Below are 26,936 nucleotides of genomic sequence, written 5' to 3'. Positions count from 1 at the left end.
TTATGCAGGTAGGGGTTTTGTCTTTCCGGCTTCCCCACAAACCCGAGCGGCGCACTAGAATAGACCTCGACGCCGTCATTCAGAATTTTCCTATGTCCGATCCTGCCGACTCCCGGCCGCTTGCCAATCTGCCGCTGGACGAACTGGTGGCCTGCCACGAGTGCGATCTGCTGATGCGCAAGCCTGTACTCAAGCGCGATGAGAAGGCCGTGTGCCCCCGTTGTGGCTATGAGCTGTATGCCCACCGGCATAAGGTCGTAGAGCGCAGCCTTGCCCTGGTCCTCGCGGCATTGATGCTTTATGTCCCGGCGAACTTCCTGCCAATCATGCAGCTCCATTTGTTGGGGCAGAATTCGGACGACACCGTCTGGAGTGGCGTGCTCGGCCTCTACGATTCCGGGATGCGTGGCGTTGCCGTGGTGGTATTTCTCTGCAGCATGGCAATTCCGCTACTTAAGTTGCTATGCCAGCTTGCCGTGTTGTTGAGCATTCGCTGGAATGTCGGAAGAGGCTATGGCCTGCTGCTCTACCGTATTTATCACCATCTACGTGACTGGGGCATGCTCGAGGTCTACTTCATGGGTGTGCTGGTAGCTATCGTCAAGCTGGTGGACCTGGCCGAACTGAGTCTGGGTCTTGGGCTTTTGTGCTTTATCAGTCTTTTGCTCGTCCAGGTGTGGTTGGAAATAGTCATGTCGCCACACCAGATCTGGGTGGCGTTGTCGGGAGAAGACCTGCATGCGGGCGATTGATGCCGGGATCCTTATTTGTTGCGAGTGTCATGAGCTCAACCGCCAGCAGCCTGAGTCCAGTTCACAGGTGTGTACCCGCTGCGGTGCGATCGTGCATGCCCGCCGTCCCAATAGTCTTGTCCGTACCTGGGCGTTGCTGATTACCGCGGCGATTCTTTATATTCCGGCAAACGTATTGCCCATCATGACCGTCAGTACCCTGGGGCAGGGTAGCCCCGACACCATCATGTCCGGGGTCATCACCTTGATGAAGCACGGCATGCTGCCGATCGCGGCTGTCGTATTCATCGCCAGTATCCTGGTGCCCACCTTCAAGCTGGTCGGTATCGCCCTGCTGCTCTATTCGGTGCAGCGCCACCAGCCGCTATCCGCTCGGCAGCGCATCCTGATGTACCGCTTCATCGAGTTCATCGGGCGGTGGTCAATGCTGGATATCTTCGTCATTGCGATTCTCGTCGCGGTGGTGAATTTCGGACGCATTGCCAGCGTCGAAGCCAACCTGGGCGCCGTCGCCTTTGCCAGCGTGGTGATACTGACGATGCTCGCGGCAGTAACTTTCGATCCCCGTCTGATCTGGGATAACACGGAGTCGGATGACGACCATGAGTGACGATTTGCCTACGGCTAGAACCCGCCCAGCTTCGAACTGGTCGGCTATCTGGATTTTGCCCCTGATCGCCCTGGTCATTGGTGGCTGGCTTGGCTGGCAGGCCTACCGGGACTCGGGGGTAAATATCGAGGTCCGCTTCAAGAGTGGAGACGGCATCGTCGCCAACAAGACCGAAGTGGTCTACAAAGGGATGCCGGTCGGTAAGGTCAAGAGCCTGGTCCTGGATGCCAAGGGTAGCGATGCGGGAGTGGTCGCCACCATTGAAATGAATCCCGCTGCAGAGCCTCATCTGCTGACCAATACGCGCTTCTGGCTGGTCAAGCCCAGCGTCACGCTCGCGGGTATCACGGGTCTGGAGACCCTGGTTTCGGGTAACTATATTGCCGTCAGCCCGGGCGATGGCGAGCCGACCAAATATTTCGTCGCCTTGCCGGAAGCGCCGCCGCTGTCCGATAGCGAGCCAGGCCTGCACCTGACTCTGAAGGCCGATCGCCTCGGCTCGCTCGACCGTGATAGTCCAGTGTTCTACAAGCAGATCCAGGTGGGTCGGGTGAAGAGCTATCGTCTGGCCGAAGACCAGGGAACGGTTGAGATCAAGGTCTTCATCGAGCCAGCCTATGCCTCGCTGGTGCGCAAGCACACGCGGTTCTGGAATGCCAGCGGGGTCAGTGTCGACGCCAGTCTGTCGGGGGTCAAGATTCGCAGCGAGTCCCTGGCCAGCATTGTTGCCGGCGGTATCGCCTTTGCCACGCCGGAATACCGCAAGGACAGCCCGCCCACGGATCCGAGCCTGCCGTTCCGCCTTTACGAAGACTTCGATGCGGCCCAGGCCGGCATCCGGGTGAAGGTCAAGCTGAGCGACTTCGAAGGTTTACAGGCCGGTCGCACGCCAGTGATGTACAAGGGTATCCAGGTCGGTACGCTGAAAGCGCTGAAGGTCGAGTCCGATCTTAACAGTGCTATGGCCGAACTGACCCTCGATCCCCTGGCCGAGGACTACCTGGTGCAGGGCACCCAGTTCTGGGTGGTCAAGCCGTCGATTTCCCTTGCGGGCATCACCGGCCTTGAGGCCTTGGTCAAGGGTAATTACATCGCGGTACGGCCGGGCGACAAGGGCGCCTCGCCGCAGCGCGAGTTCGAGGCCCGGGCCAAGGCGCCACCTCTCGATCTCAAGTCGCCTGGCCTGCATCTCGTGCTGTTCACCGAAAATCTCGGATCGCTGGAAGTCGGCAGCCCTATCCTTTACCGCCAGGTGAAGGTTGGTACCGTGCAGAGTTACCAGTTCTCCCGTAAACACCAGAAGCGTCTGCTGATCGGTGTGCATATCGAGCCGGAGTATGCCGGCCTGGTCAACGGCTCGACGCGGTTCTGGAATGCCAGTGGCATTACGCTCACGGGCGGCTTGTCGGGCATCCAGATCAAGAGCGAGTCGCTGCAAAGCCTGATGGCGGGCGGTATTTCCTTCGATACCCCGACGCCCAACGTCCCGCTCAAGCGCCGGATACCTACCTTCCGCCTGCATGAAAGCCAGGAGGCAGCCAATCTTTCGGGTATCCCGATTACGATCAAGGTTGCCGACGCCGATGGTTTGAAAGTCGGCACGCCGATTCGATTCAAGGGGCTGGATGTCGGCAAGATCGAGGCCGTCGATCTTAGTGCCGATTTGCAGTCGGTGCTGCTCAAGGCGCGGATTACCGAGGTCCCCGAACGTATCGCTCGAGTAGGTACGCAGTTCTGGGTGGTCAAGCCGGCGTTGGGGATCGTCAAGACGGAGAACCTTGGCACCCTGATAACCGGACAATACCTGGAGGTTCAGCCGGCAGCCCAGAACAAGGGGCCGCAGCGCGAGTTCACGGCCCTGCTGGAGGCGCCACAAGTCATCGGGCCGCCGGAAGGCCTGGCACTGGTCTTGAGTGCGCCGAGGCGTGGTTCGATCAAGCCGGGGGTGCCGGTGACCTATCGGGAGATCCCCGTAGGCAAGGTGACGGGCTTCGAGCTGGGGCAGACCGCTGATCGCGTGCTCATCCATATCCTGATCGAGCCGCGATACGCAGCTCTGGTTCGCGGTGGCAGCCGGTTCTGGAATACCAGCGGCTTTGGTTTCGAGTTCGGTTTGATCAAGGGCGCGACGATCCGGACCGAGTCCCTGGAAACCATGATCCAGGGGGGGATCGCCTTCGCCACGCCGGAAGGCGAGCAGATGGGCAAGCCTGCCCTGCCGCAGCAGACCTTCGCCTTGTTCGAAAAGGCCGAAGATGAATGGCTGCAGTGGGCGCCGAAGATTCCTATCGGCAAGTAACCAGGCGGGCCCGGGTGCATGAAGCGTCCGGGCCTCTTTCAACTAGCGATGGAAGAAATCGCAGGCAATAAAAAACCGACCCTGAGGTCGGTTCTTTAACAAGCTTGTCGCTTAGGCAGCAGCTTTCAGCGCCTTGATGTGGCCATTCAGACGGCCTTTATGGCGAGCAGCCTTGTTCTTGTGGATGATGCCCTTGTCGGCCATACGGTCGATTACAGGCACAGCCAGGATGTAAGCAGCTTGCGCTTTTTCGGCGTCTTTTGCGTCGATGGCCTTGACTACATTCTTGATGTAGGTACGAACCATGGAACGCAGGCTGGCGTTGTGGCTGCGACGCTTCTCAGCCTGTTTTGCACGTTTTTTGGCGGAAGGTGAGTTGGCCACCGTCGAGCTCCTCGAAAGACTTGGTAAATAGCAAACAAAATAGGCCGCGAATCATGCCGATGAGTTGACTGCTTGTCAAGGCCACGAGCGGGGTTCCGCTCGGCGGTCATTCTCTCCATCGGGATGATTCCCTTCTGGTGCACGACCTGTAAACTCGGGAGCTTTTGCGCTGCCTGTTTTGCGCGGCGCGCATTATTGCACATTCAAATGGCGTTCGGCCTGCACTTCATCCCACGACGTGAAAAACTTTCGATGAATCTCCTCAAATCCTTGGCTGCGGTCAGTTCCATCACCATGGTGTCGCGGGTTCTGGGCTTCGTCCGTGACACCATCCTGGCGCGCATCTTCGGCGCTGGCGTGGCCACCGACGCCTTCTTCATCGCCTTCAAGCTGCCCAACCTGCTGCGTCGGATCTTCGCCGAGGGCGCCTTTTCCCAGGCGTTCGTACCGATTTTGGCCGAATACAAGACCCAGCAGGGGGAGGAGGCGACCCGCACCTTCGTCGCCTACGTCGCTGGCTTGCTCACCCTGGTCCTGGCCCTGGTCACCGCACTTGGCGTGCTGGCTGCGCCCTGGATCGTCTGGGCCACTGCGCCGGGTTTCGTCGACAGTGCGGAGAAATTCCAGCTGACCACCGATCTGTTGCGCGTGACCTTTCCTTATATATTGCTGATCTCGCTGTCGTCCCTGGCAGGCGCGATCCTCAATACCTGGAACCGCTTCTCGGTCCCGGCCTTCGTGCCAACCCTGCTCAACGTCGCGATGATCGTGTTCGCGCTGTTCCTCACGCCGTACTTCGATCCGCCGGTCATGGCCCTGGGGTGGGCCGTGCTGGTCGGCGGGGTGTTGCAGCTCGCCTTCCAGCTCCCCCATCTGAAAAAGATCGGCATGCTTGTGCTGCCGCGCCTGAATCTGCGCGATACCGGCGTCTGGCGCGTGCTGAAGCAGATGTTACCGGCCATCCTGGGGGTTTCGGTCAGCCAGATCTCGCTGATCATCAACACCATCTTCGCCTCCTTCCTGGTGGCCGGCTCCGTGTCCTGGATGTATTACGCCGATCGCCTGATGGAATTGCCCTCCGGCGTGCTTGGCGTCGCCTTGGGTACCATCCTCCTGCCGACCCTGGCCAAGACCTACGCCAACAAGGACCGCCAGCAATACTCGCAGATTCTCGACTGGGGCCTGCGCCTGTGCTTCCTGCTGGTGCTGCCCTGTTCCCTGGCCCTGGCGATTCTGTCCGAGCCGCTGACCGTGGCCTTGTTCCAATATGGCAAGTTCGGCGCCTTCGATGCACAGATGACCCAGCGCGCGCTGATTGCCTATTCGGTGGGTCTGCTTGGCATCATCATGATCAAGGTCCTGGCCCCTGGCTTCTATGCCCAGCAGAACATCCGTACGCCAGTGAAGATCGCCCTGTTTACCCTGGTGTCGACGCAATTGCTCAACCTGGTGTTCATCGGCCCGTTGCAGCATGCCGGTCTGGCCCTGGCGATCAGTGTCGGTGCCTGCCTCAACGCAGGCCTGTTGTACTGGAAACTGCGCCAGCAGCGCCTGTTCGAGCCGCAGCCTGGCTGGACCGCTTTCCTGGTCAAGCTGGTGATCGCGGTGTTGCTGATGTGCGCCGTGCTGCTGGTCGGCATGCAGTTCATGCCACCCTGGGCACAAGGGGAGATGCCGATGCGCTTCCTGCGCCTGGGAGGACTGATTGTCGCAGGCGTCGTGACTTATTTTGGCTGCCTGTTCCTGTTCGGCTTCCGCCCCCGGGACTTCGCCCGCAAGGCCCTGCACTGACGGGCGGCGCAGGTCAGGCGTCGGTTTGGTGAAATCGGCGTGCTGGCGAGGTGCTGTTGCCTGTCGTCGGCGCCCGGGTATGGTTATAATCGACCACTTTATGAGCAAGAAGCGCGTTATGCAGCTGGTTCGAGGCCTTCAAAACCTTCGCCCCCGGCATCGGGGCTGTGTTGCTACCATTGGCAACTTCGACGGAGTTCATCGCGGTCACCAGGCCATCCTGGCGCGACTGCGCGAGCGTGCGGTGGAGTTGGGCGTGCCCAGCTGCGTGGTGATTTTCGAGCCGCAGCCGCGCGAGTACTTTGCCCCGGAAACCGCCCCGGCACGCCTGGCACGCCTGCGTGACAAGGTTGCCCTGCTTGCCGCGGAAGGGGTCGATCGGGTCCTGTGCCTGGCCTTCAACCAGCGCTTGAGCAAGCTTGGCGCCGACGAGTTCGTCGAGACCATCCTGGTCGACGGCCTCGGCGTGAAGCATCTGGAGGTCGGCGACGACTTCCGCTTCGGCTGCGACCGCCTCGGCGACTTCGCCTTCCTGCAGGACGCCGGCCAGCGCTACGGTTTCACTGTCGAAGCGGCGCGGACGGTCGAGCTGGATGGCCTGCGGGTCAGCAGCACCCAGGTCCGCGATGCCCTGGCCGCGGCGGACTTCGCCCTGGCCGAGCGCCTGCTGGGGCGGCCGTTCCGTATCGGCGGGCGGGTCCTGCATGGGCAGAAGCTGGCCCGGCAGTTGGGTACGCCCACCGCCAACGTACAACTCAAGCGCCGTCGCGTGCCACTGAGCGGGGTCTACCTGGTCAGTGTGCAGATCGACGGCAAGGTGTGGCCGGGTGTCGCCAATATTGGCGTGCGTCCCACCGTCGCCGGCGACGGTAGCGCCCACCTCGAAGTGCATTTGCTGGATTTCGCCGGTGATCTGTATGGCCGGCGCCTGACGGTGGAATTCCACCACAAGCTGCGTGAAGAGCAGCGCTTCGCCTCCCTGGAGGCGCTCAAGTCGGCGATCGATGCGGATATCGCCGCCGCTCGTGCCCATTGGCACGCTCAACCGCTAACCAAGAGCCTGAAATGACCGACTATAAAGCCACGCTAAACCTTCCGGACACCGCCTTCCCCATGAAGGCCGGCCTGCCACAGCGCGAACCGCAGATCCTGCAGCGTTGGGACAGTATTGGCCTGTACCGGAAGCTGCGCGAGATTGGCAAGGATCGTCCTAAGTTCGTCCTGCACGACGGCCCTCCCTATGCCAACGGCAAGATCCACATCGGTCACGCGCTCAACAAGATCCTCAAGGACATGATCATCCGTTCGAAGACCCTGTCGGGCTTCGACGCGCCTTATGTTCCGGGCTGGGACTGCCACGGCCTGCCGATCGAGCACAAGGTCGAGGTCACCCATGGCAAGAACCTGACGGCGGACAAGACCCGCGAGCTGTGCCGTGCCTACGCTGCCGAGCAGATCGAAGGCCAGAAGGCCGAATTCATCCGCCTGGGCGTGTTGGGCGACTGGGACAACCCATACAAGACCATGAGCTTCGCCAACGAGGCCGGCGAAATCCGCGCCCTGGCGGAGATGGTCAAGCACGGCTTCGTGTTTAAGGGCCTGAAGCCGGTGAACTGGTGCTTCGATTGCGGTTCGGCCCTGGCCGAGGCCGAGGTCGAGTACGCCGACAAGAAATCCCAGACCATCGATGTCGCCTTCAAGGCGGTCGATGAAGACAAGCTGGCCGCCGCGTTCGGCCTGGCGTCCCTGGGCAAGCCGGCCTCCATCGTGATCTGGACCACCACCCCGTGGACCATCCCCGCCAACCAGGCGCTGAACATCCATCCGGAGTTCACCTATGCCCTGGTCGATGTCGGCGACAAGCTGTTGATCCTTGCCGAAGAGCTGGTCGAATCCTGCCTGAAGCGCTTCTCCCTGGAAGGTTCGGTCATCGCCACCGCCCCGGGTTCGGCCCTGGAACTGATCAATTTCCGTCACCCGCTGTACGATCGCCTGTCGCCGGTCTACCTGGCCGACTACGTCGAGCTGGGCGCCGGTACCGGCGTGGTCCACTCCGCCCCGGCCTACGGTGAAGACGACTTCGTCACCTGCAAGCGCTACGGCATGGTCAACGACGACATCCTCACGCCTGTGCAGAGCAACGGTGTCTACGTCGACTCGCTGGAGTTCTTCGGCGGCCAGTTCATCTGGAAAGCCAACCCGCATATCGTCGAGAAGCTGGCCGAAGTCGGTGCGCTGATGTTCACCGAGACCATCAGCCATAGCTACATGCACTGCTGGCGCCACAAGACCCCGCTGATCTACCGCGCCACCGCGCAGTGGTTCGTCGGCATGGACAAGCAGCCGAACAATGGCGACACCCTGCGCGCACGCGCCCTGAAGGCCATCGAAGACACCAAGTTCGTCCCGGCCTGGGGCCAGGCGCGCTTGCATTCGATGATCGCCAACCGTCCCGACTGGTGTATCTCGCGCCAGCGCAACTGGGGTGTGCCGATCCCGTTCTTCCTGCACAAGCAGACCGGCGAGCTGCACCCGCGCACCGTCGAGCTGATGGAGGAAGTGGCCAAGCGCGTCGAGCAGGAAGGCATCGAGGCCTGGTTCAAGATGGACGCCGCCGAGCTGCTCGGTGACGAGGCCGGCCAATACGACAAGATCGCCGACACCCTCGACGTCTGGTTCGACTCCGGTACCACCCACTGGCACGTGCTGCGTGGTTCGCACAATATCGGCCACGAGACCGGCCCGCGCGCCGACCTGTACCTGGAAGGTTCCGACCAGCACCGCGGCTGGTTCCATTCCTCGTTGCTGACCGGCTGCGCCATCGACAACCACGCGCCCTACCGCGAGCTGCTGACCCACGGCTTCACCGTTGACGAAAACGGTCGCAAGATGTCCAAGTCGCTGGGCAACACCATCGAGCCGCAGAAGGTCAACGACACCCTGGGTGCCGATATCCTGCGCCTGTGGGTATCTGCCACCGATTACTCGGGCGAGATGGCGGTTTCCGAGCAGATCCTGCAGCGCAGCGCCGATGCCTATCGTCGCATCCGCAACACCGCCCGCTTCCTGCTTTCCAACCTGTCCGGCTTCGACCCGGCCCGCGACCTGCTGCCGGCCGAAGACATGCTAGCGCTGGATCGCTGGGCCGTAGACCGCACCCTCCTGCTGCAACGCGAGCTGGAAGAGCACTACGGCGAATACCGCTTCTGGAACGTCTACTCGAAGATCCACAACTTCTGCGTGCAGGAGCTGGGCGGCTTCTACCTGGACATCATCAAGGACCGCCAGTACACCACCGGCGCCAACAGCGTTGCCCGTCGTTCCTGCCAGACCGCGCTGTACCACATCGCCGAAGCGCTGGTGCGCTGGATCGCGCCGATCCTGTCGTTCACCGCGGACGAGCTGTGGCAGTACCTGCCAGGCGAGCGCAACGAGTCGGTGATGCTCAACACCTGGTACCAGGGCCTTGCCGAGCTGCCGGAAGGCACCGAGCTGGATCGCGCCTACTGGGATCGCGTGATGGCGGTCAAGGCTGCCGTCAACAAGGAACTCGAGAACCAGCGTTCGGCCAAGGCCATCGGTGGCAACCTGCAGGCCGAAGTGACCCTGTTCGCCGACGAGGCCCTGGGCAACGACCTGACCAGGCTGGGCAACGAGCTGCGCTTCGTGCTGATCACCTCCGCTGCAAGCGTCGCGCCGTTCGTCGAAGCGCCTGCCGATGCCGTGGTCACCGAGGTTTCCGGCCTGAAGCTGAAGGTGGTCAAGTCCGCGCATGCCAAGTGCGGCCGTTGCTGGCACTTCCGCGCCGATGTCGGCATCAACCCGGAACATCCGGAAATCTGCGGTCGTTGCGTGGACAACATCAGCGGTAACGGCGAGGTGCGTCACTATGCCTAATGTGTCTGCGGGGCGGTTCGGCCGCCTCGCCTGGCTCTGGCTGAGCGCGCTGGTCCTGGTCCTCGACCAGGCCAGCAAGTTCCATTTCGAAAACTCGCTGAGCATGTACCAGCAGATCGTGGTCATTCCCGACTACTTCAGCTGGACCCTGGCCTACAATACCGGCGCCGCCTTCAGCTTCCTTGCCGACAGCTCCGGCTGGCAGCGCTGGCTGTTCGCCCTGATCGCCGTGGTGGTCAGTGCGGTGCTGGTGGTCTGGCTCAAGCGCCTGGGGCGCGGAGAGACCTGGCTGGCGATTGCCCTGGCCCTGGTCCTCGGGGGCGCATTGGGCAACCTGTACGACCGTATCGTGCTCGGCCACGTGATCGATTTCATCCTCGTGCACTGGCAGAACCGCTGGTACTTCCCGGCCTTCAACCTGGCCGACAGCGCCATTACCGTCGGTGCGGTGATGCTGGCGCTGGATATGTTCAAGAGCAAAAAGTCCGGAGAACCTGTCCATGAGTGACATCCGTATCGGCCAGAACACCGAAGTCACCCTGCACTTCGCCCTGCATCTGGAAAACGGCGATACCGTCGACAGTACCTTCGACAAGGCTCCGGCGGTGTTCAAGGTCGGCGATGGCAACCTGCTTCCCGGTTTCGAAGCGGCGATCTTCGGCTTCAAGGCCGGCGACAAGCGCAGCGTCACCGTGATCCCGGAAAACGCCTTCGGTCAGCCCAATCCGCAGAACGTGCAGATCATGCCGCGTTCGCAGTTCCAGGACATGGAGCTTTCCGAAGGCCTGCTGGTCATCTTCAACGATGCTGCCAACACTGAACTGCCCGGTGTGGTAAAGGCTTTCGACGATGCCCAGGTGACCGTCGATTTCAACCACCCACTGGCTGGCAAGACCCTGAACTTCGAGGTGGAAATCCTCGACGTGAAGGCCGTCTGAGCCGGGAGTCCCTCATGCAGATCAAACTCGCCAACCCTCGTGGCTTCTGTGCCGGCGTGGACCGGGCGATCGAAATCGTCAACCGTGCGCTGGAAGTCTTCGGGCCGCCGATCTATGTGCGTCACGAAGTGGTGCACAACAAGTTCGTCGTCGAAGACCTGCGCGCCCGCGGGGCCATCTTCGTCGAAGAGCTGGACCAGGTTCCGGACGACGTAATTGTCATCTTCAGTGCCCATGGTGTTTCCCAGGCCGTGCGCCAGGAGGCTGCCGGGCGCGGCCTGAAGGTGTTCGACGCCACCTGTCCGTTGGTGACCAAGGTGCATATCGAAGTCGCACGCTACAGCCGCGACGGCAAGGAATGCATCCTGATTGGCCATGCCGGGCACCCGGAAGTCGAAGGCACCATGGGCCAGTACGACGACAGCAATGGTGGCTCCATCTATCTGGTCGAAGACGAGGACGATGTTGCCAGGCTCGAGGTGCGCAACCCCGATAGACTGGCGTTCGTGACCCAGACTACGCTGTCGATGGACGACACCAGTCGCGTTATCGATGCCCTCCGCACGCGCTTCCCGAGCATCGGCGGGCCGCGCAAGGACGACATCTGCTACGCCACCCAGAACCGTCAGGATGCGGTGAAGCAGCTGGCCGACGAGTGCGACGTGGTGCTGGTGGTCGGCAGCCCGAACAGCTCCAACTCCAATCGCCTGCGCGAGTTGGCCGAGCGCATGTCCACCCCGGCCTACCTGATCGATGGTGCCGAGGATCTGCAGCGCAACTGGTTCGACGGTGTCGAGCGGGTCGGCATCACCGCCGGGGCTTCGGCGCCGGAAGTGCTGGTGCGTGGTGTGATCCAGCAACTGCGCGAGTGGGGAGCCAGCGGAGCGGAAGAGCTCGATGGCCGTGAGGAGAATGTTACCTTCTCCATGCCCAAGGAATTGCGGGTTCGTACAATCAGTTGATATCCCGGTTGCATAGCGGCTGGTCGGGTGGTGCATGCTCCACTCTGACCCGGCCGCTGGGCGACAGCCGGACCTGATACAGGCGTTCCTGTCCGGGCACCCCGCATACCAGCAGGGTGCCGGCCTGGAAGGCTCCTCTCTCGCGCAGTGGTGCGCCCAGTCCGCTGAATCGCACTCTCCGCGCGACCGGTTGATTACCGATCACCTTGATTCCACCCCTCATCGAATATTCTCGTAACAATGGCGTGCCTGCCTGTTCCGGCAGCATCTTCCAGCCTTTGCTCCAGTCATCCTCCAATGCTTGCAGCACGACCACCCGGTTGCGCAGCAACGCTTCGCTGCGTGTGGCGCGCAGTGCTTGGGCGAGGCTCTCGGCGACGGCCTGCTGTTGCAAGTCGTGGCTCATTTTTCCGTAGGCCGATGTTCCCAGCTGTGTCAGAAGGGCCAGTAGGCCGACTGCGAACAGCATCTGGATCAGTGTTACTCCCTGTTGCTTCATCGTGCGTTCCTCCCTGGAAGTGCTTCGCTTAGGTTCCTGCGTCGGGTCGGGTGATGTCGAGTCGGCCAGGGTTGCGTTTTGCCGGGGAAAGTTCGCAGGAGGCAGGTATGGCAGGGAAGCGACAGCAGGGGGTTACCCTGATCGAGGTGATGGTGGCGCAGGTGGTGCTGGCGCTTGGGCTGCTGGGAGCGGCGGGTCTGCAGTTGCGCTCGGTGCAAGGGACAGACAGTGCGCGAATGGTCAGCCAGGCGGCATTTATCGCTCATGGCATGCGGGAGCGAACGCGCTCGGTCCGCGGCGTCGATGGTCGCGATCAGGATGAGTTTCAGCGGCAGCTCGCGGCCTTCGCTGGCGCTTCGGCGCGGGGTACATTGCGCGGAAATGGTGTACTGCTGAGCTGGAGCGACGAGCGCGGTGGGGGAGAGGCGCGTTCCATCGAATTGGGGGCTTCGCGATGAAGGCAGCGGCGGGCTTCAGTCTGGTCGAGATGCTCCTCGCGCTGAGCCTGGGGTTGTTGCTTTTGGTTGGGGGGAGCCGGGTATTTATCGGCGCCTTGCACAGCTGGACGGTGCAGGAAGCGGCGGCGCGGTTGCAGGAGGATGCGCGTTTGGTGTTGCACCGAATGGCGGGGGATATTCGCATGGCCGGGATGTTTGGCTGCCTGCGTCAGGACTCCATCGGCTTTCCTGATGCAGCTACAGCGCGGTTGTTCGAGCAGCCGATCCGGGTTGATCACACTGCTGAGGGTGGATTGCGAAGCCTGACCCTGATCAGCGCCCAGTGGGGCGAGCTGGCTGGCGCTCCCGACTGGACGCTGACGACCGATTGCCTGGCCAGCGCCACGGTTGTGAAAAGCCGTGCAACCGCCGGCCCCGGCCAGTTCGCGGTGCCCATCCGTCAGCAGACCTACCGACTCGACGGTCGTAGCCTGTTGCTTGGCAGTGGGGGCAGCAGTGCGGTGCTGGTCGACAATATCGGGCGATTCGGTGTTCGTCGGGATGAGGATCGGATGCTGCTCAGCCTGACGTTGGAGGATCCCGGACAGCGGGTGCGCCCGCAGACTTACGAACTCACCGTGGTCCTGCGTAATGCCCAGTAATCAAAAGCGACGCGAACCCTGTGGGAGCTGGCTTGTCGGACCGCCGAACCGCAGCGATAGCAATAGTGAATTCACCACCGCTATCGCTGGCAAGCCAGCTCCCACAGGTCCGCGCCAGGCAAGAAAAATGCAACGAGGCGCAGTACTGGCACTGGTCATGATTCTATTGGTCCTGTTGGGCATCCTCGGCTGTTTCGCCATCCAGGCCAGCACCCAGCAAACCCGTATTGCCAGCAACCTGCTGGCTTCGATTCAGGCCTTCGAGACCGCAGAGGATCTTCTGTCCACCGCCGAAGCCCGCCTCGGCGGAACACCCCCATCCGGCTGGCAGCAGGTCGGTACGGGCCGCTACCTCATCCAGAACCTTGGTCAAACCAGCAAGGCCGTTGGCGTGCCGGCAGGTCTACCCGTCACCCTGTTCCGTATTACCGCCAGCGCCGAAGAACGCCAGGCCCGGATCACCCTGGAAAGCGTCGTGGCCTGGCCACTCTCGCCCGATCACGGCCCCGCCCGCCGCATCCTCTGGCGCCAGCTACCGGGAGAGTCTTGATGCAGCGCATGCAGAACGGCCTGAGCCTGATCGAGGTGTTGATTGTCGTCGCGCTGGTCGGCATGCTGGCGGGCATTGCCTACCCCGGCTACAGCGAGATGGTTCGCAAGGCCGCGCGCACGGAAATAAGCGCAATCCTGTACGAAAGCGCGCAGCACCTGGAGCAGCATCATTCCCGTACCGGCCGTTACCTCGATACCGATGCGTCGATTGTCCCGCTGCCCGACGGAAACGCCCACTACCGCCTGAATGCCCGGCGTGAAGCCGACAGCTTTCTGCTGAGCGCCACCCGGCGCCCGGATGGTGCGATGGCTTTCGATGTGTGTGGTGACTTCGAGCTGGATCATCGTGGCGTGCGCGGCAATCCCGGTAGCGATGCAGATGCCGGCAACGGCTGCTGGGGTGGTTGAAGGCATTCATGGCGCCAGTGCGGCGTCGCGGTTCATTTCGGGTACTGGATCTACAGATGAGCAAGCAAGTAGTGATTGTGGGTGGCGGCGTGATCGGCCTGCTGACGGCATTCAACCTGGCCGCGGAAGTCGATCAGGTCGTCGTCTGCGACAAAGGCGGGCTGGGCGGCGAGTCGTCCTGGGCCGGCGGCGGTATCGTGTCGCCGCTCTACCCGTGGCGCTACAGCCCGGCGGTCACGGCCCTGGCGCATTGGTCGCAGGATTTCTATCCACAGCTCGGCGATCGCCTGCATGCTGCCACCGGCATTGATCCACAGGTCCATGTGACCGGTCTGTATTGGCTGGACCTGGACGACGAGGCCGAAGCGCTGGCTTGGGCCAGAAGGGAAGGGCGGCCGTTGAGCAAGGTGGCGGTAGCCGAAGCCTATTCGGCCGTGCCAGTCCTTGGGCCCGGTTTCGCCAGCGCCGTCTACATGGCCGGGGTCGCCAATGTGCGCAATCCCCGCTTGCTCAAGTCGCTCAAGGCGGCGTTGCAGAAACTGCCGAACGTGATCCTGAAAGAACATTGCCCGGTGACCGGTTTCATCCGCGAAGGTGAGCGTATCGCTGGCGTGGAAACGGTCGAAGGTGTCATCGCCGCCGATGAGGTGGTGCTGACTGCTGGCGCCTGGAGCGGCGACCTGTTGCGGCCCTTGGGCTTCGAGTTGCCAGTGGTACCGGTGAAAGGACAGATGATCCTGTTCAAGTGCGCGGAGGATTTCCTGCCGAGCATGGTCCTGGCCAAAGGACGCTACGCGATTCCGCGACGAGACGGGCATATCCTGGTGGGTAGCACGCTGGAGCATGCCGGCTACGATAAAACCCCGACCGACGAAGCCCTGGACAGTCTGCGGGCCTCTGCCATCGAGCTGGTTCCGGCATTGGCTGGCGCCGAGCTGGCAGGTCATTGGGCCGGGTTGCGTCCGGGCTCGCCGGAGGGTGTGCCCTACATCGGCCGGGTCCCTGGCTGCGAAGGGCTGTGGCTGAACTGCGGGCATTACCGCAATGGCCTGGTGCTGGCCCCAGCTTCATGCCAGTTGTTCAGCGACTTGCTGGCCGGACGCGAGCCGATCATCGATCCGGCACCCTACGCGCCGCAAGGACGCTTGCAGGCGATCTGACCTCTTTACTCAGGCCTCAGCGCTTTTCGCTAGGGCCTTGTTCGAGGTGTGCAGTGCTGCAATACCACTCGTTGCCACGGTGCAGCGCGCGGTCGTTGGGCAGGTGCACGCCGCAATGGGCGCAACGCACCATCTTGAGCGTGGCGTCCTGCTGTGGCTTCGACGAGGAGGCGTTGCCGGCCTTGAATTTGCGCCAAAGCCAGAAGGCGGCGGCGATCAGGGCAATCCAGAAAAGTAGGCGAACCATGATGTCCAGCTTATTCAGTGAAGATGCGGCAGTGTAGAAGAGCCGTCAGTCGCGGCCAATAAAAAAGGGAAGCCCAAGCTTCCCTTTTTTGTATTCGGTTGCGATCAGTCAAACACGCCGAACGTCATGTAGCTGAACCAGGAGCGGTCGTCATTGTTGCCTTCGGCTTCATGATTCTCTTCCTCCACGGCGTCGCCTTCCTTCGGCAGCAATTCCTCCGGAATGGCTTCCTTGGCGTCTTCGTACTGCTTGATCACGTCCTGGTTGGCGCGGGTTTCGCCCGGTGGCAACGGCGTGGCAGTGTTGATCAGGCCCAGGGTGGCCTTGGACAGCCAGGAGCGGTTGTCGGCCTCTTCCTGACGCGGAACGAACTGGCCATCGACCAGGCTCGGATGGTCAGGGTAGTTCAGCTTCAGGGTTTCCAGGCTGGTGGCGGCCAGGTCGTCCAGGTGCAGGCGCTGGTAGGCTTCGGTCATCACTGCCAGGCCGTCGCCGACCGATGGGGTTTCCTGGAAGTTCTCGACCACGTAGCGGCCACGGTTGGCGGCGGCGACATAGGCCTGGCGGGTCAGGTAGTAGTCGGCAACGTGGATTTCATAGGACGCCAGCAGGTTGCGCAGGTAGATCATGCGCTGCTTGGCGTCCGGCGCGTAGCGGCTGTTCGGGAAGCGGCTGGTGAGCTGGGCGAACTCGTTGTAGGAGTCGCGGGCGGCACCCGGGTCGCGCTTGGTCATGTCCAGCGGCAGGAAGCGCGCCAGCAGGCCGCGGTCCTGGTCGAACGAGGTCAGGCCCTTCAGGTAGTAGGCGTAATCGACGTTCGGGTGCTGCGGGTGCAGGCGGATGAAGCGCTCGGCCGCGGACTTGGCTGCTTCCGGCTCGGCGTTCTTGTAGTTCGCGTAGATCAGCTCCAGCTGCGCCTGGTCGGCGTAGCGACCGAACGGATAGCGGGACTCCAGGGCCTTCAGCTTGGAAGTGGCGCTGGTATAGCTGTGGTTGTCCAGGTCGGCCTGCGCCTGCTGGTACAGCTCGGCTTCGCTCAGGTTTTCGTCGACGACTTCCTTCGAAGAACAAGCAGCGGTGAGTCCGAGGATGGCGATCAGCAGCAGGTGTTTCACTTGCATGGCGGCTTGCGTCCCTATGACGGCCGCTGTCTTGGGCACGGCCGTCCTGTTATGATGAGCACCCCGTGGAGCACACCCGGGGCAAAAGACGCCGTATTTAACCACAAGCGCGCAGCCGAAACCAAAGGCTGTGCCGTCGCCTTGTCAGAGCATGTCCGAGATCATTCAACTTAGCGCAGAGGTACCGTCCGAAATGGGCGGGCAACGCCTCGACCAGGTCGCCGCCCAATTGTTCGCCGAGCATTCGCGCTCGCGTCTGTCCGCCTGGATCAAGGACGGCCTGCTGACCGTCGACGGCAACGTCATGCGGCCCCGTGACATCGTGCACGGCGGTTCCGTGCTGGCGCTGCAGGCCGAACAGGAAGCCCAGGGCGAGTGGGTGGCCCAGGATATCGAGCTGGACATCGTCTACGAAGACGACCAGATCCTGGTGATCAACAAGCCTGCTGGCCTGGTGGTCCACCCGGCTGCGGGCCATGCCGACGGCACCCTGCTCAACGCCTTGCTGCACCATGTGCCGGGGATCATCAACGTGCCGCGCGCGGGTATCGTGCACCGCCTCGACAAGGACACCACCGGTCTGATGGTGGTGGCCAAGACACTGGAAGCGCAGACCAGCCTGGTCACCCAGTTGCAGAGCCGCACGGTCAGCCGCATCTATGAATGCATCGTGGTTGGCGTGGTCACCGCCGGTGGCAAGATCAACGCGCCGATCGGCCGCCACGGCGGCCAGCGCCAGCGCATGGCGGTGACCGAGGGCGGCAAGCCGGCGGTCAGCCACTATCGCGTGCTCGAGCGCTTCCGCTCCCACACCCACGTGCGGGTCAAGCTGGAAACCGGTCGTACCCACCAGATCCGCGTGCACATGGCCCACGTCAACTTTCCGCTGGTTGGCGACCCCGTCTACGGCGGGCGCTTCCGCATTCCGCCGGCCGCCAGCCCGACCATGGTCGAGGCGGTCAAGACCTTCCCGCGCCAGGCCCTGCACGCGCGCTTCCTCGAACTGGAGCATCCGGAAACCGGCAAGCGCATGAAGTGGGAGTCTCCGCTGCCGGATGATTTCGTCTGGCTGCTGTCGTTGCTCAAGCAGGATCGCGAGGCCTTCATCGGATGAGCGACCTGGCCCCCAGCCTGCTGATTCCGGACTGGCCTGCGCCAGCCGGAGTCCGTGCGTGCGTGACCACGCGCGCGGGCGGGGTCAGTCTTGCTCCCTATGACACCTTCAACCTGGGTGACCATGTCGGCGATGCGCCAGGCGCGGTGGCCGAAAATCGTCGCCGTCTCACCGATGAATGTGCCGCCCGTCCGGCCTGGCTCAAGCAGGTACACGGCCTTGCCGTCGCCTATGCCAACCCGCAGGTGATCGACGAGGCGGATGCCAGCTGGACCGACACGCCCGGCATCGCCTGCGCCGTGATGACCGCCGATTGCCTTCCTGCCCTGTTCTGTGATCGCGCCGGGACCCGGGTGGCCGCAGCCCATGCCGGCTGGCGCGGCCTGGCGGGTGGTGTGCTGGAAGCCACGCTCGACACCCTCGCTACCGATCCTGCAGATGTACTGGTGTGGCTCGGTCCGGCCATTGGTCCGCAAGCCTTCGAAGTGGGTGCCGAGGTTCGCGAGGCGTTCATCGCAACCCATCCCGATGCCGATGCAGCCTTCGTTGCAGGCGCGCAGCCGGGCAAGTTCATGGCCGATATCTACCAACTGGCGCGCATCCGCCTTGCGGCCCGCGGCGTCACTGCCGTTCATGGTGGCGGTTACTGCACCGTGACCGACCCGCGCTTCTTCTCCTATCGCCGCGCTTCCACCACCGGTCGCTTCGCCTCCCTGGTCTGGCTCGAATCACGCTGACCTGTGTCAACCCGTCTACGCTTGAATCTTCCAGAATGATCCCTATCTAGAGAGTATCTCAGGCAGGCTTTTCTTCATCAGGTGTGTCCATCGCTCCGGCCTGCCCTTTATAGGAAGGTAACTCATGCGTATAGACCGTTTGACCAGCAAGTTACAGCTGGCGTTATCCGATTCCCAATCCCTGGCCGTTGGCATGGACCATCCAGCCATCGAGCCTGTCCACCTGTTGCAGGCCCTGATCGACCAGCAGGGCGGTTCGATCAAACCGCTGCTGATGCAGGTCGGTTTCGACGTCAATGGCTTGCGGGCTGCGTTGAGCAAGGAACTCGACCAGTTGCCGAAGATCCAGAACCCCACTGGCGACGTGAACATGTCGCAGGACCTGGCGCGCCTGCTCAACCAGGCCGATCGCCTGGCCCAGCAGAAGGGTGACCAGTTCATCTCCAGCGAGCTGGTGCTGCTCGCCGCCATGGACGAGAACAGCAAGCTCGGCAAGTTGCTGCTGAGCCAGGGCGTAAGCAAGAAGGCCCTGGAGAATGCCATCAGCAACCTGCGCGGTGGCGAGGCGGTGAATGACCCTAACGCCGAAGAGTCGCGCCAGGCCCTGGACAAGTACACCGTCGACCTGACCAAGCGTGCCGAGGACGGCAAGCTCGATCCGGTGATCGGCCGTGACGACGAGATCCGGCGCACCATCCAGGTCCTGCAGCGGCGTACCAAGAACAACCCGGTGCTGATCGGCGAGCCCGGCGTGGGTAAAACCGCCATCGCCGAGGGCCTGGCCCAGCGCATCATCAATGGCGAAGTGCCGGATGGCCTCAAGGGCAAGCGCCTGCTCTCCCTGGACATGGGCGCACTGATCGCGGGCGCCAAGTTCCGCGGTGAGTTCGAGGAGCGCCTGAAAGCGTTGCTCAACGAGCTGTCCAAGCAGGAAGGCCAGATCATCCTGTTCATCGACGAACTGCATACCATGGTCGGCGCCGGCAAGGGCGAGGGCTCCATGGATGCCGGCAACATGCTCAAGCCGGCCCTGGCCCGTGGCGAACTGCATTGCGTCGGTGCCACCACGCTGAACGAATACCGCCAGTACATCGAGAAGGACGCGGCGCTGGAGCGGCGTTTCCAGAAGGTGCTGGTGGAAGAGCCGAGCGAGGAAGACACCATCGCCATCCTTCGTGGCCTCAAGGAACGCTATGAAGTGCACCACAAGGTGGCGATCACCGACGGTGCCATCATTGCTGCGGCCAAGCTCAGCCATCGCTACATCACCGACCGGCAGTTGCCGGACAAGGCCATCGACCTGATCGACGAAGCCGCCAGCCGCATCCGCATGGAAATCGACTCCAAGCCGGAAGTGCTGGACCGTCTGGAGCGCCGCCTGATTCAGCTCAAGGTGGAATCCCAGGCGCTGAAGAAGGAAGACGACGAAGCTGCGCTCAAGCGCCTGGAGAAACTGACCGAGGAAATCGCCCGCCTGGAGCGCGAATACGCCGATCTGGAAGAGGTCTGGACCTCCGAGAAGGCCGAGGTGCAAGGTTCGGCGCAGATCCAGCAGAAGATCGAGCAATCCCGTCAGGAGCTGGAAGCAGCCCGGCGCAAGGGCGATCTGAGCCGCATGGCCGAGTTGCAGTACGGGGTCATCCCCGACCTGGAGCGCAGCCTGCAGATGGTCGACCAGCACGGCAAGGCCGATAACCAGTTGCTGCGCAACAAGGTGACCGAGGAGGAAATCGCCGAAGTCGTCTCGAAGTGGACCGGTATCCCGGTGTCGAAAATGCTTGAAGGCGAGCGGGAAAAACTGCTGAAGATGGAAAGCCTTCTGCACGAGCGGGTAATCGGCCAGGAAGAGGCGGTGGTGGCAGTCGCCAACGCGGTACGGCGCTCCCGCGCCGGGCTGTCCGACCCGAACCGTCCGAGTGGCTCGTTCCTCTTCCTCGGCCCGACCGGTGTCGGCAAGACCGAACTGTGCAAGGCCTTGGCCGAGTTTCTCTTCGATACCGAGGAGGCCATGGTGCGCATCGACATGTCCGAGTTCATGGAAAAACACTCCGTGGCTCGTTTGATCGGCGCCCCGCCAGGCTATGTGGGTTATGAAGAGGGTGGTTACCTGACCGAGGCCGTGCGGCGCAAACCGTATTCGGTGGTGCTGCTGGACGAGGTGGAGAAGGCTCACCCGGATGTGTTCAACGTGCTTCTTCAGGTGCTGGAAGACGGTCGCCTGACTGACAGCCACGGACGCACGGTGGACTTCCGCAATACCGTGATCGTCATGACCTCCAACCTCGGTTCGGCGCAGATCCAGGATCTGGTGGGCGACCGTGAGGCGCAGCGTGCTGCGGTGATGGATGCCGTGGGCGCGCACTTCCGGCCGGAGTTCATCAACCGGATCGACGAAGTGGTGGTATTCGAGCCACTGGGCCGCGACCAGATTGCCGGCATTACGCAAATCCAGCTCGGACGCCTGCGCAGCCGACTGGCCGAGCGCGAGCTGAGCCTGGAGCTGAGCCCGGAAGCCCTGGACAAGCTGATCGCCGTCGGCTACGACCCGGTCTATGGCGCTCGGCCGCTGAAACGGGCGATCCAGCGCTGGATCGAGAACCCGCTGGCGCAGTTGATCCTGGCGGGCCGCTTCCTGCCGGGCACTGCGATCACGGCGAAAGTGGAAGGCGAGGAGATCGTTTTCGCCTGATTTTCCAAAGCTTGGATGAAAGCCCCGAAATTCGGGGCCTTTTTTCTTTGCATTTTCTTTCGAGTGCTTGTAAAGTGCGCCCCGCTGTAAGTCATCCCGGTTTCCAGGCAGTTTTGGAAATCTGAAAACAAGTTGCAAATCAGTAAGTTGAATGCAAATTGGGGGTTGACAAAGGTTTTGAAGGTTGTAGAATGACGCGCCTCAGAGACATGAACGCAGCGATGCACAAGGTCGATGGGTTCGAGGCGGTAGTGATACAGCGTTCGAAATTGCAGTAGATGAAATTGATGTTCCGCGATAGCTCAGTCGGTAGAGCAAATGACTGTTAATCATTGGGTCCCTGGTTCGAGTCCAGGTCGCGGAGCCAAATTTCAAGCCGGGGTATAGCGCAGTCCGGTAGCGCGCCTGCTTTGGGAGCAGGATGTCAGGAGTTCGAATCCCCTTACCCCGACCATTTTTGGGTCGTTAGCTCAGTTGGTAGAGCAGTTGGCTTTTAACCAATTGGTCGTAGGTTCGAATCCTACACGACCCACCATTTTCGAATCCGGTTCGCTGGGTTCGAATCTTAAAAGACTGGAACGCCATTAGCGCCCAGTCGTAAAAAAGGCGCCTTCATCGGTGCCTTTTTTTTACCGGGGTATAGCGCAGTCCGGTAGCGCGCCTGCTTTGGGAGCAGGATGTCAGGAGTTCGAATCCCCTTACCCCGACCATCTTCAGAAAAAGGGCACCTCGCAAGGGTGCCCTTTTTCGTTTTTGCAATGACCTTTTCCTGCCCCTTCCTGTTGCGCTTCTGCACCGACCTTCACTAGGGTTGGCTGCGCAGGGATAGCACTTAGCCATTTCTTTCACGGACTCCTTTCCGTGCCTTTCCCTGCGCCATGGCCAATCCTGGCAGGCGGGGAGCCTGCCTGGTTCGCCTTATTTCGACTATGCAGGAGCATTGGCATGACAGGACTTCACCGACACAGGCACCTCGCCCTGAGCGCATTGGCGTTGATGTGCGCCGCAGCGACGGCCCAGGCTGCGCAGGAACGTGCTTTCAATAACCCTCCCTCCCTCGAACAGGCCGCGCCGACCCTGGAGGCGGCCCGTGGCACGCTGCTGATGAGCGCGGAGCAGCCGGTCAATGCCGCTCCGCAACCCCACGCCGGTCGCGAGCGATTGCTGGACCTGGTGATCCAGTACACCCACAACACCATCTATAACCCGGGTACCAGAACCTACGTGCCGGTGTACCTGCGCAGCTACACCGGTACCGATGTAGACCCGCAGGTGCCGTTCGTCGCGCCGACTATCGACGTCACACCGGGTGACACGGTGCGTATCAACCTGGATAACCGTCTTCCACCGGATGAGACCTGCACGGCCACCGATCCGGCGAAAATGAACAATCCTCACTGTTTCAACGGCACCAACCTGCACTCCCATGGCCTGTGGGTCAGTCCGGCGGGCAATAGCGATAACGTGCTGCTCAAGATCAATCCCGAGCAAAAATTCCAATACGAATACAACATCCCGTCAGACCATCCGGCCGGTACCTTCTGGTATCACCCGCACCTGCACGGCTCCACTGCGTTGCAGGTGGGCAGCGGCATGGCTGGCGGCCTGGTGATTCGTGGCGATCGCTTGCCAAAGGCCGACAAGAGCGGCGCCATCGTACGTAACGGTGACATCGACACGCTGTTGAAGCCGATCAAGGGGCAGGAATTCCCTGAGCGGCTGCTGGTGATGCAGCAGATTCCCTATGCCTGCGTCGGTGACAAGGGCGAGGGCCCGGTCAAGAAGAAAAAGATCGTGGAAAAGGGCCAGGAAATCGAAGTGGTCGACTGGAGTTGCAAGGAGGGCGAGATCGGCGTGGTCAAGTCCTATGACCAGTTCAGCCCGAAAGAGTGGCAGCGCTCCGGCCGCTACACCAGCATCAACGGCCTGGTGCAACCGGTATTCACGGCGCGGACCGGTGAAGTCCAGCGCTGGCGCCTGGTGCATGCCGGCATCCGCGACACCATCACCCTGAAAATCGTCAAGCTGAAGGATAACAAGCAGTTGAGCACGCTCGAGACGCCGCAGAGCGATGCCATCGACGCGGCCAAGGCCTTCATCGACCAGAGCTGCACCGGCGAGACCGTGCCGTACGAGGTGATTGCCGCCGATGGCCTGACCTACGCCAAGGCCCAGGGCAAGGAGACCGTGACGCTGCAGCCAGGCTATCGCCATGACCTGCTGGTGTCCTTCCCGAGCGACGGCGGATACTGCCTGATCGACGAATCTTCGCCACAGGCGGGCAGCGTCTCCCAGGAAAACAACACGCCTCAATTGCTGGGTTATGTGAAGGTCGAAGGCAAGGCGGTCAGTGATGGCAAGGAGCACATCAAGAACACCTTGATCGCGGCGGCGCAGAAGAACATGCCCGAAGGCCCGGTGCGCAGCAAGGTGGTCGCGGACCTGAAGGACGGCCTTCAGCTCAACAGCTTCGTGCCGCATCGCACCGTCGAGCAAAGCGAGTTGCAACCTGAAGTGCAGAAACTGGTGTTCAACATCTTCCAGAACAAGGAAAAGATGACCCAATTCGCCATCGGCGAAACGGCGGAAACCGCCAAGGCCTACCAGCCGGGCGTGGTTGACCGTGAGCTGAAACTGGGCAACGCCCAGCAATGGCAATTGCAGTCGGCATTGGCCGGGCATCCGTTCCATATCCACGTGAACCCGTTCCAGATCGAGAAGATCATCGGCCCGGACGGCAAGACCGACCTCAGCGAGCCGGGTGCCGTGGACGTGGATGGCGATACGCAGTACGCGGGCCTCAAGGGCGTCTGGAAAGACACCCTGTTCGTCAAGCCCGGGGTAAAGAACAAGGCTGATCCGAACAAGCTCGACTACTACACCGTCTACGTCAACACCCGCTACGAGCGCTACATCGGCGAGTTCGTCCTGCACTGCCACATCCTCGACCACGAGGACCAGGGCATGATGCAGAACGTGCGGATCTCGCTGGATGGCAAATCCGGCGATGCCCACAGCGGGCATCACTGAGAAAAACGGGCCCTGATGGGCCCGTTGTTTCTTTGTCCCTTCCGGCCTCATCGCACAAGCTCCGTAGCGCACACGCAACCTGTGGGAGCTGGCTTGCCAGCGATGAGGCCCTGTCAGTCACTCAACGGCTGAATGACTCACCGCCATCAGTGCAGCTTCAACCGCGGCTCGGTCCCACGTCCGATCCGGCTGCCGAGCATCAGCATCAAGGTGCGGAACGTGCCGTACAGCGCCATCTGGTGCATGCGATACAGCGATACGTAGAACATCCGCGCCAGCCAGCCTTCGAGCATGACACTGCCGGTCAGGTTACCCATCAGGTTACCCACTGCCGAGAACCGCGACAGCGATACCAGCGAGCCGTAGTCACGGTAGGCGTAGGTCGCCAGCGGTTTGCCTTCCAGGCGAGCCTTCAGGCTTTTCGCCAGCAGCGAGGCCTGCTGATGCGCTGCCTGCGCCCGTGGCGGCACATTGCGGTCGCTGCCAGGCTGTGGGCAGGCCGCGCAGTCGCCGAAGGCGAAGATATTGTCGTCCAGGGTGGTTTGCAGTGTGGGACGTACCACCAGCTGGTTGATCCGGTTGGTTTCCAGCCCGTCGATATCCTTGAGAAAGGCCGGAGCGCGAATCCCCGCCGCCCAGACTTTCAGGCCGGCTTCGATCACGTCGCCGTTGGCGGTCTTCAGGCTGTCGGCATTGACTTCGCTGACGGCGGCGTTGGTCATCACCTTCACGCCGAGTTTTTCCAGGGTCTGGTGCACAGGCACGCTGATGCGTTCCGGCAGCGCAGGCAGTACCCGCGGGCCGGCCTCGATGAGGGTGATGTGCATGTCTTCCGGTTTGATCCGGTCCAGACCGTAGGCCGCCAGTTCATGGGCGGCGTGGTGCAGCTCGGCGGCCAGTTCGACACCGGTGGCACCGGCGCCGACGATGGCGACGCTGATCTTTTCCTTGGCCTGGTCACCGGCATGGGCGCGCAGGTAATGGTTGAGCAACTGCTGGTGGAACCGCTCGGCCTGCTTGCGGGTATCGAGGAACAGGCAATGCTGCGCCGCGCCCAGGGTGCCGAAGTCGTTGGTATTGCTGCCAACGGCGATCACCAGGGTGTCGTAGCCCAGGGTACGTGCAGGCAGCAGCTCGCGACCCTCTTCGTCGAGGGTGGCGGCGAGCTGGATCTGCTGGCTGGCGCGATCGAGACCGCTCATGCGCCCGAGCTGGAACTGGAAGTGATTCCACTTGGCCTGGGCCACGTAGTTCAGTTCGTCTTCCGAGGAGTTCAGCGAGCCGGCTGCCACTTCGTGCAGAAGGGGCTTCCAGATGTGGGTCAGGTTGGCGTCGACCAGGGTGATCTCGGCGCTGCCTTTTTTACCCAGGGTCTTGCCCAGGCGGGTCGCCAGTTCCAGGCCGCCGGCGCCGCCGCCGACAATCACGATACGGTGAGTCATGGAGATATCTCATAAGGTTTACGGAATTCGGATTCGTGGCCTGAGTGACCGTCCGCTGGGGGCGGACGGAGCGGGCGAGCGCAAGGCAGCTCATAGCACCAGCAAACTCAGGAGGCGACTCAACAGGCCCAGACCCACGGTCACGCCCACCACCAGGACAAGGAGCAGCCAGGGCCGGAAAGGCTTGCGCTCGACTTGATGATGAGGGGCTTGCAGGTATTGATCGACACGTCGCTGGTCTTCAGGGGTCAGGCGGCTGGTCATGGTGGCCTCGGCAAGGTAGACGCTTGTGACTGTGGGAAAGCTACAGTGTTCACTGTAGCCGTTTGCCACTGGCGTACCTGCCGGCAACTGCTCGGGAGCGGAATGATGCGTTTTGTATCACCGCTGTCGGGTTTCTGCCAATCCTGCTTTTGCAGGAGGCTGGATTTGCGGTGATCTTCAGGGCCTCATCGCTGGCAAGCCAGCTCCCACAGGGATTAGCGGCGCCTCGGATACTGTGGGCTTGTCGGACCGCCGCACCGCAGCGATGGGGGCCTAAAGGCTGATACCCACATCGAAAACAATGCTGCGCCCCAGATTGCTGCGCAGGAAGTCCGGCGCATCCGGATGGGCGAAGATTACCCGGGCAAAGGTCGGCCCGACCAGCGACAACGACCGCCACCCCTGGCGCAAATACTCGGTCGGCGCCGGAAAGTGGCTGTTCAGGTCCAGTGTTTCCCGCTTTAGGGCGGTGAAGGCGATGATATCCAGCTCGCCCAGGTCCAGCCCGCGCTCGCGATAGTTGTGCGCCTTCTTGCGCAAGGTCGGCGCCAGGCGCTGCAACAGCTCCGGTGCGCCGATCCGTCGTGGCCGGGCTTCGCGGCGCACCAGTTGCGCCAGGGAAAACGCACTGCGCCGCCGCTGCAATTCCTCGCGCCATTCGTCGTTCAGGCGACGCCCCTCATCCAGGACGAAAAACACCTCGAACGCTGCATCGCGGAACAAAACATCCGGCGGCTCTTGCCCGGCGGGGGTGAAGTCCTCGCTACGGTAGGGAATGTTCAAGCCTTGCAGCAGGCGCTGGCAGACCCAACGCTCGCGTTCCCATTTGCGGGCATTGGACAGGAACGCATTGGCTTGTTCGGCCTGAAGGGTGAGCAGGCGCAGGTAGTCTGAGTCGTCCATGGCAACAAGCTTAGCGCCCAATCGCCCGGTTGCGCGGA

The 26,936-nt window shown here is 62.1% G+C and carries 26 protein-coding genes and 4 tRNA genes; 22 read left to right on the top strand and 8 right to left on the bottom strand.

The window, feature by feature from the left end:
- Positions 1-92: 92 nt before the first annotated feature.
- From N7650_RS19155 to N7650_RS19145, 3 genes are read left to right on the top strand one after another with little or no spacing between them, the layout of a single operon-like run.
- Complete coding sequence (locus N7650_RS19155; RefSeq protein ID WP_279899596.1) at positions 93-752, top strand: paraquat-inducible protein A; 660 nt, start codon at positions 93-95, stop codon at positions 750-752.
- Complete coding sequence (locus tag N7650_RS19150; protein ID WP_009403533.1) at positions 739-1,362, top strand: paraquat-inducible protein A; 624 nt, start codon at positions 739-741, stop codon at positions 1,360-1,362. The genes N7650_RS19155 and N7650_RS19150 overlap by 14 nt, the downstream gene beginning before the upstream one ends.
- The gene (locus N7650_RS19145; protein WP_279899592.1) at positions 1,346-3,661 is read left to right on the top strand and encodes an MlaD family protein; all 2,316 of its coding nucleotides are present in this window, start codon (positions 1,346-1,348) and stop codon (positions 3,659-3,661) included. The genes N7650_RS19150 and N7650_RS19145 overlap by 17 nt, the downstream gene beginning before the upstream one ends.
- A gap of 111 nt (positions 3,662-3,772) precedes the next feature.
- Here the strand turns inward: N7650_RS19145 and rpsT are convergent, their stop codons facing one another.
- Entirely contained in the window at positions 3,773-4,045 is a 273-nt protein-coding gene (rpsT, locus tag N7650_RS19140) for a 30S ribosomal protein S20 (protein ID WP_009403531.1), read from the bottom strand.
- A gap of 252 nt (positions 4,046-4,297) precedes the next feature.
- Here rpsT and murJ point away from each other — a divergent pair, with 252 nt between their 5' ends.
- Positions 4,298-5,836 carry a murein biosynthesis integral membrane protein MurJ gene (murJ, locus tag N7650_RS19135; protein WP_009403530.1) on the top strand — a complete coding sequence of 513 codons (1,539 nt, stop codon included), beginning with the start codon at positions 4,298-4,300 and terminating at the stop codon, positions 5,834-5,836.
- Positions 5,837-5,849: 13 nt separating this feature from the next.
- Here the strand turns inward: murJ and N7650_RS19130 are convergent, their stop codons facing one another.
- Positions 5,850-6,047 carry a hypothetical protein gene (locus tag N7650_RS19130; RefSeq protein WP_167654060.1) on the bottom strand — a complete coding sequence of 66 codons (198 nt, stop codon included), beginning with the start codon at positions 6,045-6,047 and terminating at the stop codon, positions 5,850-5,852.
- On the opposite strand from N7650_RS19130, the gene ribF reads away from it, so the two are divergent.
- From ribF to ispH, 5 genes are read left to right on the top strand one after another with little or no spacing between them, the layout of a single operon-like run.
- Positions 5,955-6,905, top strand: coding sequence for a bifunctional riboflavin kinase/FAD synthetase (gene ribF / locus N7650_RS19125; protein ID WP_009403528.1), 951 nt, complete (start codon positions 5,955-5,957; stop codon positions 6,903-6,905). The two genes, N7650_RS19130 and ribF, sit on opposite strands and share 93 nt — an antisense overlap.
- Positions 6,902-9,733 carry an isoleucine--tRNA ligase gene (ileS, locus tag N7650_RS19120; protein WP_064304369.1) on the top strand — a complete coding sequence of 944 codons (2,832 nt, stop codon included), beginning with the start codon at positions 6,902-6,904 and terminating at the stop codon, positions 9,731-9,733. Before ribF ends, ileS begins: the two co-directional genes overlap by 4 nt.
- Positions 9,726-10,241: a signal peptidase II gene (gene lspA, locus N7650_RS19115; protein WP_009403526.1), complete on the top strand. Its 516-nt coding sequence runs from the start codon at positions 9,726-9,728 to the stop codon at positions 10,239-10,241. Before ileS ends, lspA begins: the two co-directional genes overlap by 8 nt.
- Entirely contained in the window at positions 10,234-10,671 is a 438-nt protein-coding gene (fkpB, locus tag N7650_RS19110) for an FKBP-type peptidyl-prolyl cis-trans isomerase (RefSeq protein WP_009403525.1), read from the top strand. Before lspA ends, fkpB begins: the two co-directional genes overlap by 8 nt.
- 14 nt (positions 10,672-10,685) lie before the next feature.
- Positions 10,686-11,633: a 4-hydroxy-3-methylbut-2-enyl diphosphate reductase gene (gene ispH, locus N7650_RS19105; RefSeq protein WP_009403524.1), complete on the top strand. Its 948-nt coding sequence runs from the start codon at positions 10,686-10,688 to the stop codon at positions 11,631-11,633.
- Here the strand turns inward: ispH and N7650_RS19100 are convergent.
- Positions 11,626-12,132 carry a type II secretion system protein gene (locus N7650_RS19100; protein ID WP_009403523.1) on the bottom strand — a complete coding sequence of 169 codons (507 nt, stop codon included), beginning with the start codon at positions 12,130-12,132 and terminating at the stop codon, positions 11,626-11,628. The two genes, ispH and N7650_RS19100, sit on opposite strands and share 8 nt — an antisense overlap.
- A gap of 107 nt (positions 12,133-12,239) precedes the next feature.
- Here N7650_RS19100 and pilV point away from each other — a divergent pair, with 107 nt between their 5' ends.
- The 5 genes from pilV to thiO are packed head-to-tail and all read left to right on the top strand — an operon-like array spanning position 12,240 to position 15,351.
- Positions 12,240-12,590, top strand: coding sequence for a type IV pilus modification protein PilV (gene pilV / locus N7650_RS19095; protein ID WP_009403521.1), 351 nt, complete (start codon positions 12,240-12,242; stop codon positions 12,588-12,590).
- Positions 12,587-13,231: a hypothetical protein gene (locus N7650_RS19090; protein WP_279899581.1), complete on the top strand. Its 645-nt coding sequence runs from the start codon at positions 12,587-12,589 to the stop codon at positions 13,229-13,231. Before pilV ends, N7650_RS19090 begins: the two co-directional genes overlap by 4 nt.
- Positions 13,221-13,781, top strand: a complete 561-nt coding sequence (locus N7650_RS19085; protein ID WP_080604788.1) for a PilX N-terminal domain-containing pilus assembly protein — start codon at positions 13,221-13,223, stop codon at positions 13,779-13,781. The genes N7650_RS19090 and N7650_RS19085 overlap by 11 nt, the downstream gene beginning before the upstream one ends.
- Positions 13,782-13,789: 8 nt before the next feature.
- A complete protein-coding gene (locus N7650_RS19080) occupies positions 13,790-14,191 on the top strand; it encodes a type IV pilin protein (protein WP_347815655.1) in 402 nt (133 codons plus the stop codon).
- 56 nt (positions 14,192-14,247) lie between these two features.
- On the top strand, positions 14,248-15,351 hold the full coding sequence (gene thiO, locus N7650_RS19075) for a glycine oxidase ThiO (RefSeq protein WP_279899578.1): 1,104 nt from the start codon (positions 14,248-14,250) through the stop codon (positions 15,349-15,351).
- Between the two features lie 16 nt (positions 15,352-15,367).
- Here the strand turns inward: thiO and N7650_RS19070 are convergent, their stop codons facing one another.
- Together N7650_RS19070 and N7650_RS19065 are read right to left on the bottom strand one after the other, a co-directional pair.
- A complete protein-coding gene (locus tag N7650_RS19070) occupies positions 15,368-15,598 on the bottom strand; it encodes a PP0621 family protein (RefSeq protein ID WP_009403516.1) in 231 nt (76 codons plus the stop codon).
- A gap of 104 nt (positions 15,599-15,702) precedes the next feature.
- Positions 15,703-16,719 (bottom strand): outer membrane protein assembly factor BamD, encoded by a 1,017-nt coding sequence (locus N7650_RS19065; protein WP_009403514.1) that lies wholly within the window; start codon positions 16,717-16,719, stop codon positions 15,703-15,705.
- A gap of 151 nt (positions 16,720-16,870) precedes the next feature.
- On the opposite strand from N7650_RS19065, the gene rluD reads away from it, so the two are divergent.
- The 8 genes from rluD (at position 16,871) to N7650_RS19025 (ending at position 24,289) form a co-directional block, all read left to right on the top strand.
- Positions 16,871-17,833, top strand: coding sequence for a 23S rRNA pseudouridine(1911/1915/1917) synthase RluD (gene rluD / locus N7650_RS19060; RefSeq protein ID WP_009403512.1), 963 nt, complete (start codon positions 16,871-16,873; stop codon positions 17,831-17,833).
- Positions 17,830-18,570: a peptidoglycan editing factor PgeF gene (gene pgeF, locus N7650_RS19055; RefSeq protein ID WP_279899574.1), complete on the top strand. Its 741-nt coding sequence runs from the start codon at positions 17,830-17,832 to the stop codon at positions 18,568-18,570. The genes rluD and pgeF overlap by 4 nt, the downstream gene beginning before the upstream one ends.
- Positions 18,571-18,694: 124 nt before the next feature.
- The gene (gene clpB, locus N7650_RS19050) at positions 18,695-21,259 is read left to right on the top strand and encodes an ATP-dependent chaperone ClpB (protein ID WP_009403508.1); all 2,565 of its coding nucleotides are present in this window, start codon (positions 18,695-18,697) and stop codon (positions 21,257-21,259) included.
- A gap of 291 nt (positions 21,260-21,550) precedes the next feature.
- A tRNA-Asn gene (locus N7650_RS19045) sits at positions 21,551-21,626 on the top strand.
- A gap of 10 nt (positions 21,627-21,636) precedes the next feature.
- A tRNA-Pro gene (locus tag N7650_RS19040) sits at positions 21,637-21,713 on the top strand.
- Positions 21,714-21,718: 5 nt separating this feature from the next.
- Positions 21,719-21,794, top strand: a tRNA-Lys gene (locus N7650_RS19035).
- A gap of 98 nt (positions 21,795-21,892) precedes the next feature.
- A tRNA-Pro gene (locus tag N7650_RS19030) sits at positions 21,893-21,969 on the top strand.
- 235 nt (positions 21,970-22,204) lie between these two features.
- A complete protein-coding gene (locus N7650_RS19025) occupies positions 22,205-24,289 on the top strand; it encodes a multicopper oxidase domain-containing protein (RefSeq protein WP_279899572.1) in 2,085 nt (694 codons plus the stop codon).
- Positions 24,290-24,435: 146 nt separating this feature from the next.
- Here N7650_RS19025 and N7650_RS19020 read toward each other — a convergent pair whose 3' ends face one another.
- From N7650_RS19020 to N7650_RS19010, 3 genes are all read right to left on the bottom strand, one after another.
- Positions 24,436-25,731: an NAD(P)/FAD-dependent oxidoreductase gene (locus N7650_RS19020; protein ID WP_009403504.1), complete on the bottom strand. Its 1,296-nt coding sequence runs from the start codon at positions 25,729-25,731 to the stop codon at positions 24,436-24,438.
- Positions 25,732-25,821: 90 nt separating this feature from the next.
- Positions 25,822-25,995, bottom strand: coding sequence for a DUF3094 family protein (locus N7650_RS19015; protein WP_009403502.1), 174 nt, complete (start codon positions 25,993-25,995; stop codon positions 25,822-25,824).
- A 273-nt stretch (positions 25,996-26,268) separates the two neighbouring features.
- Positions 26,269-26,898 carry a DUF1780 domain-containing protein gene (locus N7650_RS19010; protein WP_009403501.1) on the bottom strand — a complete coding sequence of 210 codons (630 nt, stop codon included), beginning with the start codon at positions 26,896-26,898 and terminating at the stop codon, positions 26,269-26,271.
- Positions 26,899-26,936 lie beyond the last annotated feature (38 nt).

It is taken from the genome of Pseudomonas sp. GD04058 (genome assembly GCF_029836855.1).
In the GTDB taxonomy this organism is placed as follows: Bacteria; Pseudomonadota; Gammaproteobacteria; order Pseudomonadales; family Pseudomonadaceae; genus Aquipseudomonas; species Aquipseudomonas bharatica.
The sequence above is the reverse complement of the archived record's forward strand: the minus strand, read 5'-3'. Positions and strand labels throughout refer to the sequence as shown.

Coding starts and splice junctions, on each gene's coding strand:
- N7650_RS19150 (WP_009403533.1), top strand. CDS start 739: ATGCGGGCGATTGATGCCGGGATCCTTATTTGTTGCGAGTGTCATGAG.
- ribF (WP_009403528.1), top strand. CDS start 5,955: ATGCAGCTGGTTCGAGGCCTTCAAAACCTTCGCCCCCGGCATCGGGGC.
- clpB (WP_009403508.1), top strand. CDS start 18,695: ATGCGTATAGACCGTTTGACCAGCAAGTTACAGCTGGCGTTATCCGAT.
- thiO (WP_279899578.1), top strand. CDS start 14,248: ATGAGCAAGCAAGTAGTGATTGTGGGTGGCGGCGTGATCGGCCTGCTG.
- N7650_RS19145 (WP_279899592.1), top strand. CDS start 1,346: ATGACGACCATGAGTGACGATTTGCCTACGGCTAGAACCCGCCCAGCT.
- N7650_RS19010 (WP_009403501.1), bottom strand. CDS start 26,898: ATGGACGACTCAGACTACCTGCGCCTGCTCACCCTTCAGGCCGAACAA.
- ileS (WP_064304369.1), top strand. CDS start 6,902: ATGACCGACTATAAAGCCACGCTAAACCTTCCGGACACCGCCTTCCCC.
- N7650_RS19065 (WP_009403514.1), bottom strand. CDS start 16,719: ATGCAAGTGAAACACCTGCTGCTGATCGCCATCCTCGGACTCACCGCT.
- ispH (WP_009403524.1), top strand. CDS start 10,686: ATGCAGATCAAACTCGCCAACCCTCGTGGCTTCTGTGCCGGCGTGGAC.
- N7650_RS19020 (WP_009403504.1), bottom strand. CDS start 25,731: ATGACTCACCGTATCGTGATTGTCGGCGGCGGCGCCGGCGGCCTGGAA.
- N7650_RS19085 (WP_080604788.1), top strand. CDS start 13,221: ATGCCCAGTAATCAAAAGCGACGCGAACCCTGTGGGAGCTGGCTTGTC.
- fkpB (WP_009403525.1), top strand. CDS start 10,234: ATGAGTGACATCCGTATCGGCCAGAACACCGAAGTCACCCTGCACTTC.
- lspA (WP_009403526.1), top strand. CDS start 9,726: ATGCCTAATGTGTCTGCGGGGCGGTTCGGCCGCCTCGCCTGGCTCTGG.
- N7650_RS19100 (WP_009403523.1), bottom strand. CDS start 12,132: ATGAAGCAACAGGGAGTAACACTGATCCAGATGCTGTTCGCAGTCGGC.
- N7650_RS19090 (WP_279899581.1), top strand. CDS start 12,587: ATGAAGGCAGCGGCGGGCTTCAGTCTGGTCGAGATGCTCCTCGCGCTG.
- N7650_RS19155 (WP_279899596.1), top strand. CDS start 93: ATGTCCGATCCTGCCGACTCCCGGCCGCTTGCCAATCTGCCGCTGGAC.
- N7650_RS19070 (WP_009403516.1), bottom strand. CDS start 15,598: ATGGTTCGCCTACTTTTCTGGATTGCCCTGATCGCCGCCGCCTTCTGG.
- N7650_RS19015 (WP_009403502.1), bottom strand. CDS start 25,995: ATGACCAGCCGCCTGACCCCTGAAGACCAGCGACGTGTCGATCAATAC.
- N7650_RS19025 (WP_279899572.1), top strand. CDS start 22,205: ATGACAGGACTTCACCGACACAGGCACCTCGCCCTGAGCGCATTGGCG.
- pgeF (WP_279899574.1), top strand. CDS start 17,830: ATGAGCGACCTGGCCCCCAGCCTGCTGATTCCGGACTGGCCTGCGCCA.
- pilV (WP_009403521.1), top strand. CDS start 12,240: ATGGCAGGGAAGCGACAGCAGGGGGTTACCCTGATCGAGGTGATGGTG.
- murJ (WP_009403530.1), top strand. CDS start 4,298: ATGAATCTCCTCAAATCCTTGGCTGCGGTCAGTTCCATCACCATGGTG.
- N7650_RS19080 (WP_347815655.1), top strand. CDS start 13,790: ATGCAGAACGGCCTGAGCCTGATCGAGGTGTTGATTGTCGTCGCGCTG.
- rluD (WP_009403512.1), top strand. CDS start 16,871: ATGTCCGAGATCATTCAACTTAGCGCAGAGGTACCGTCCGAAATGGGC.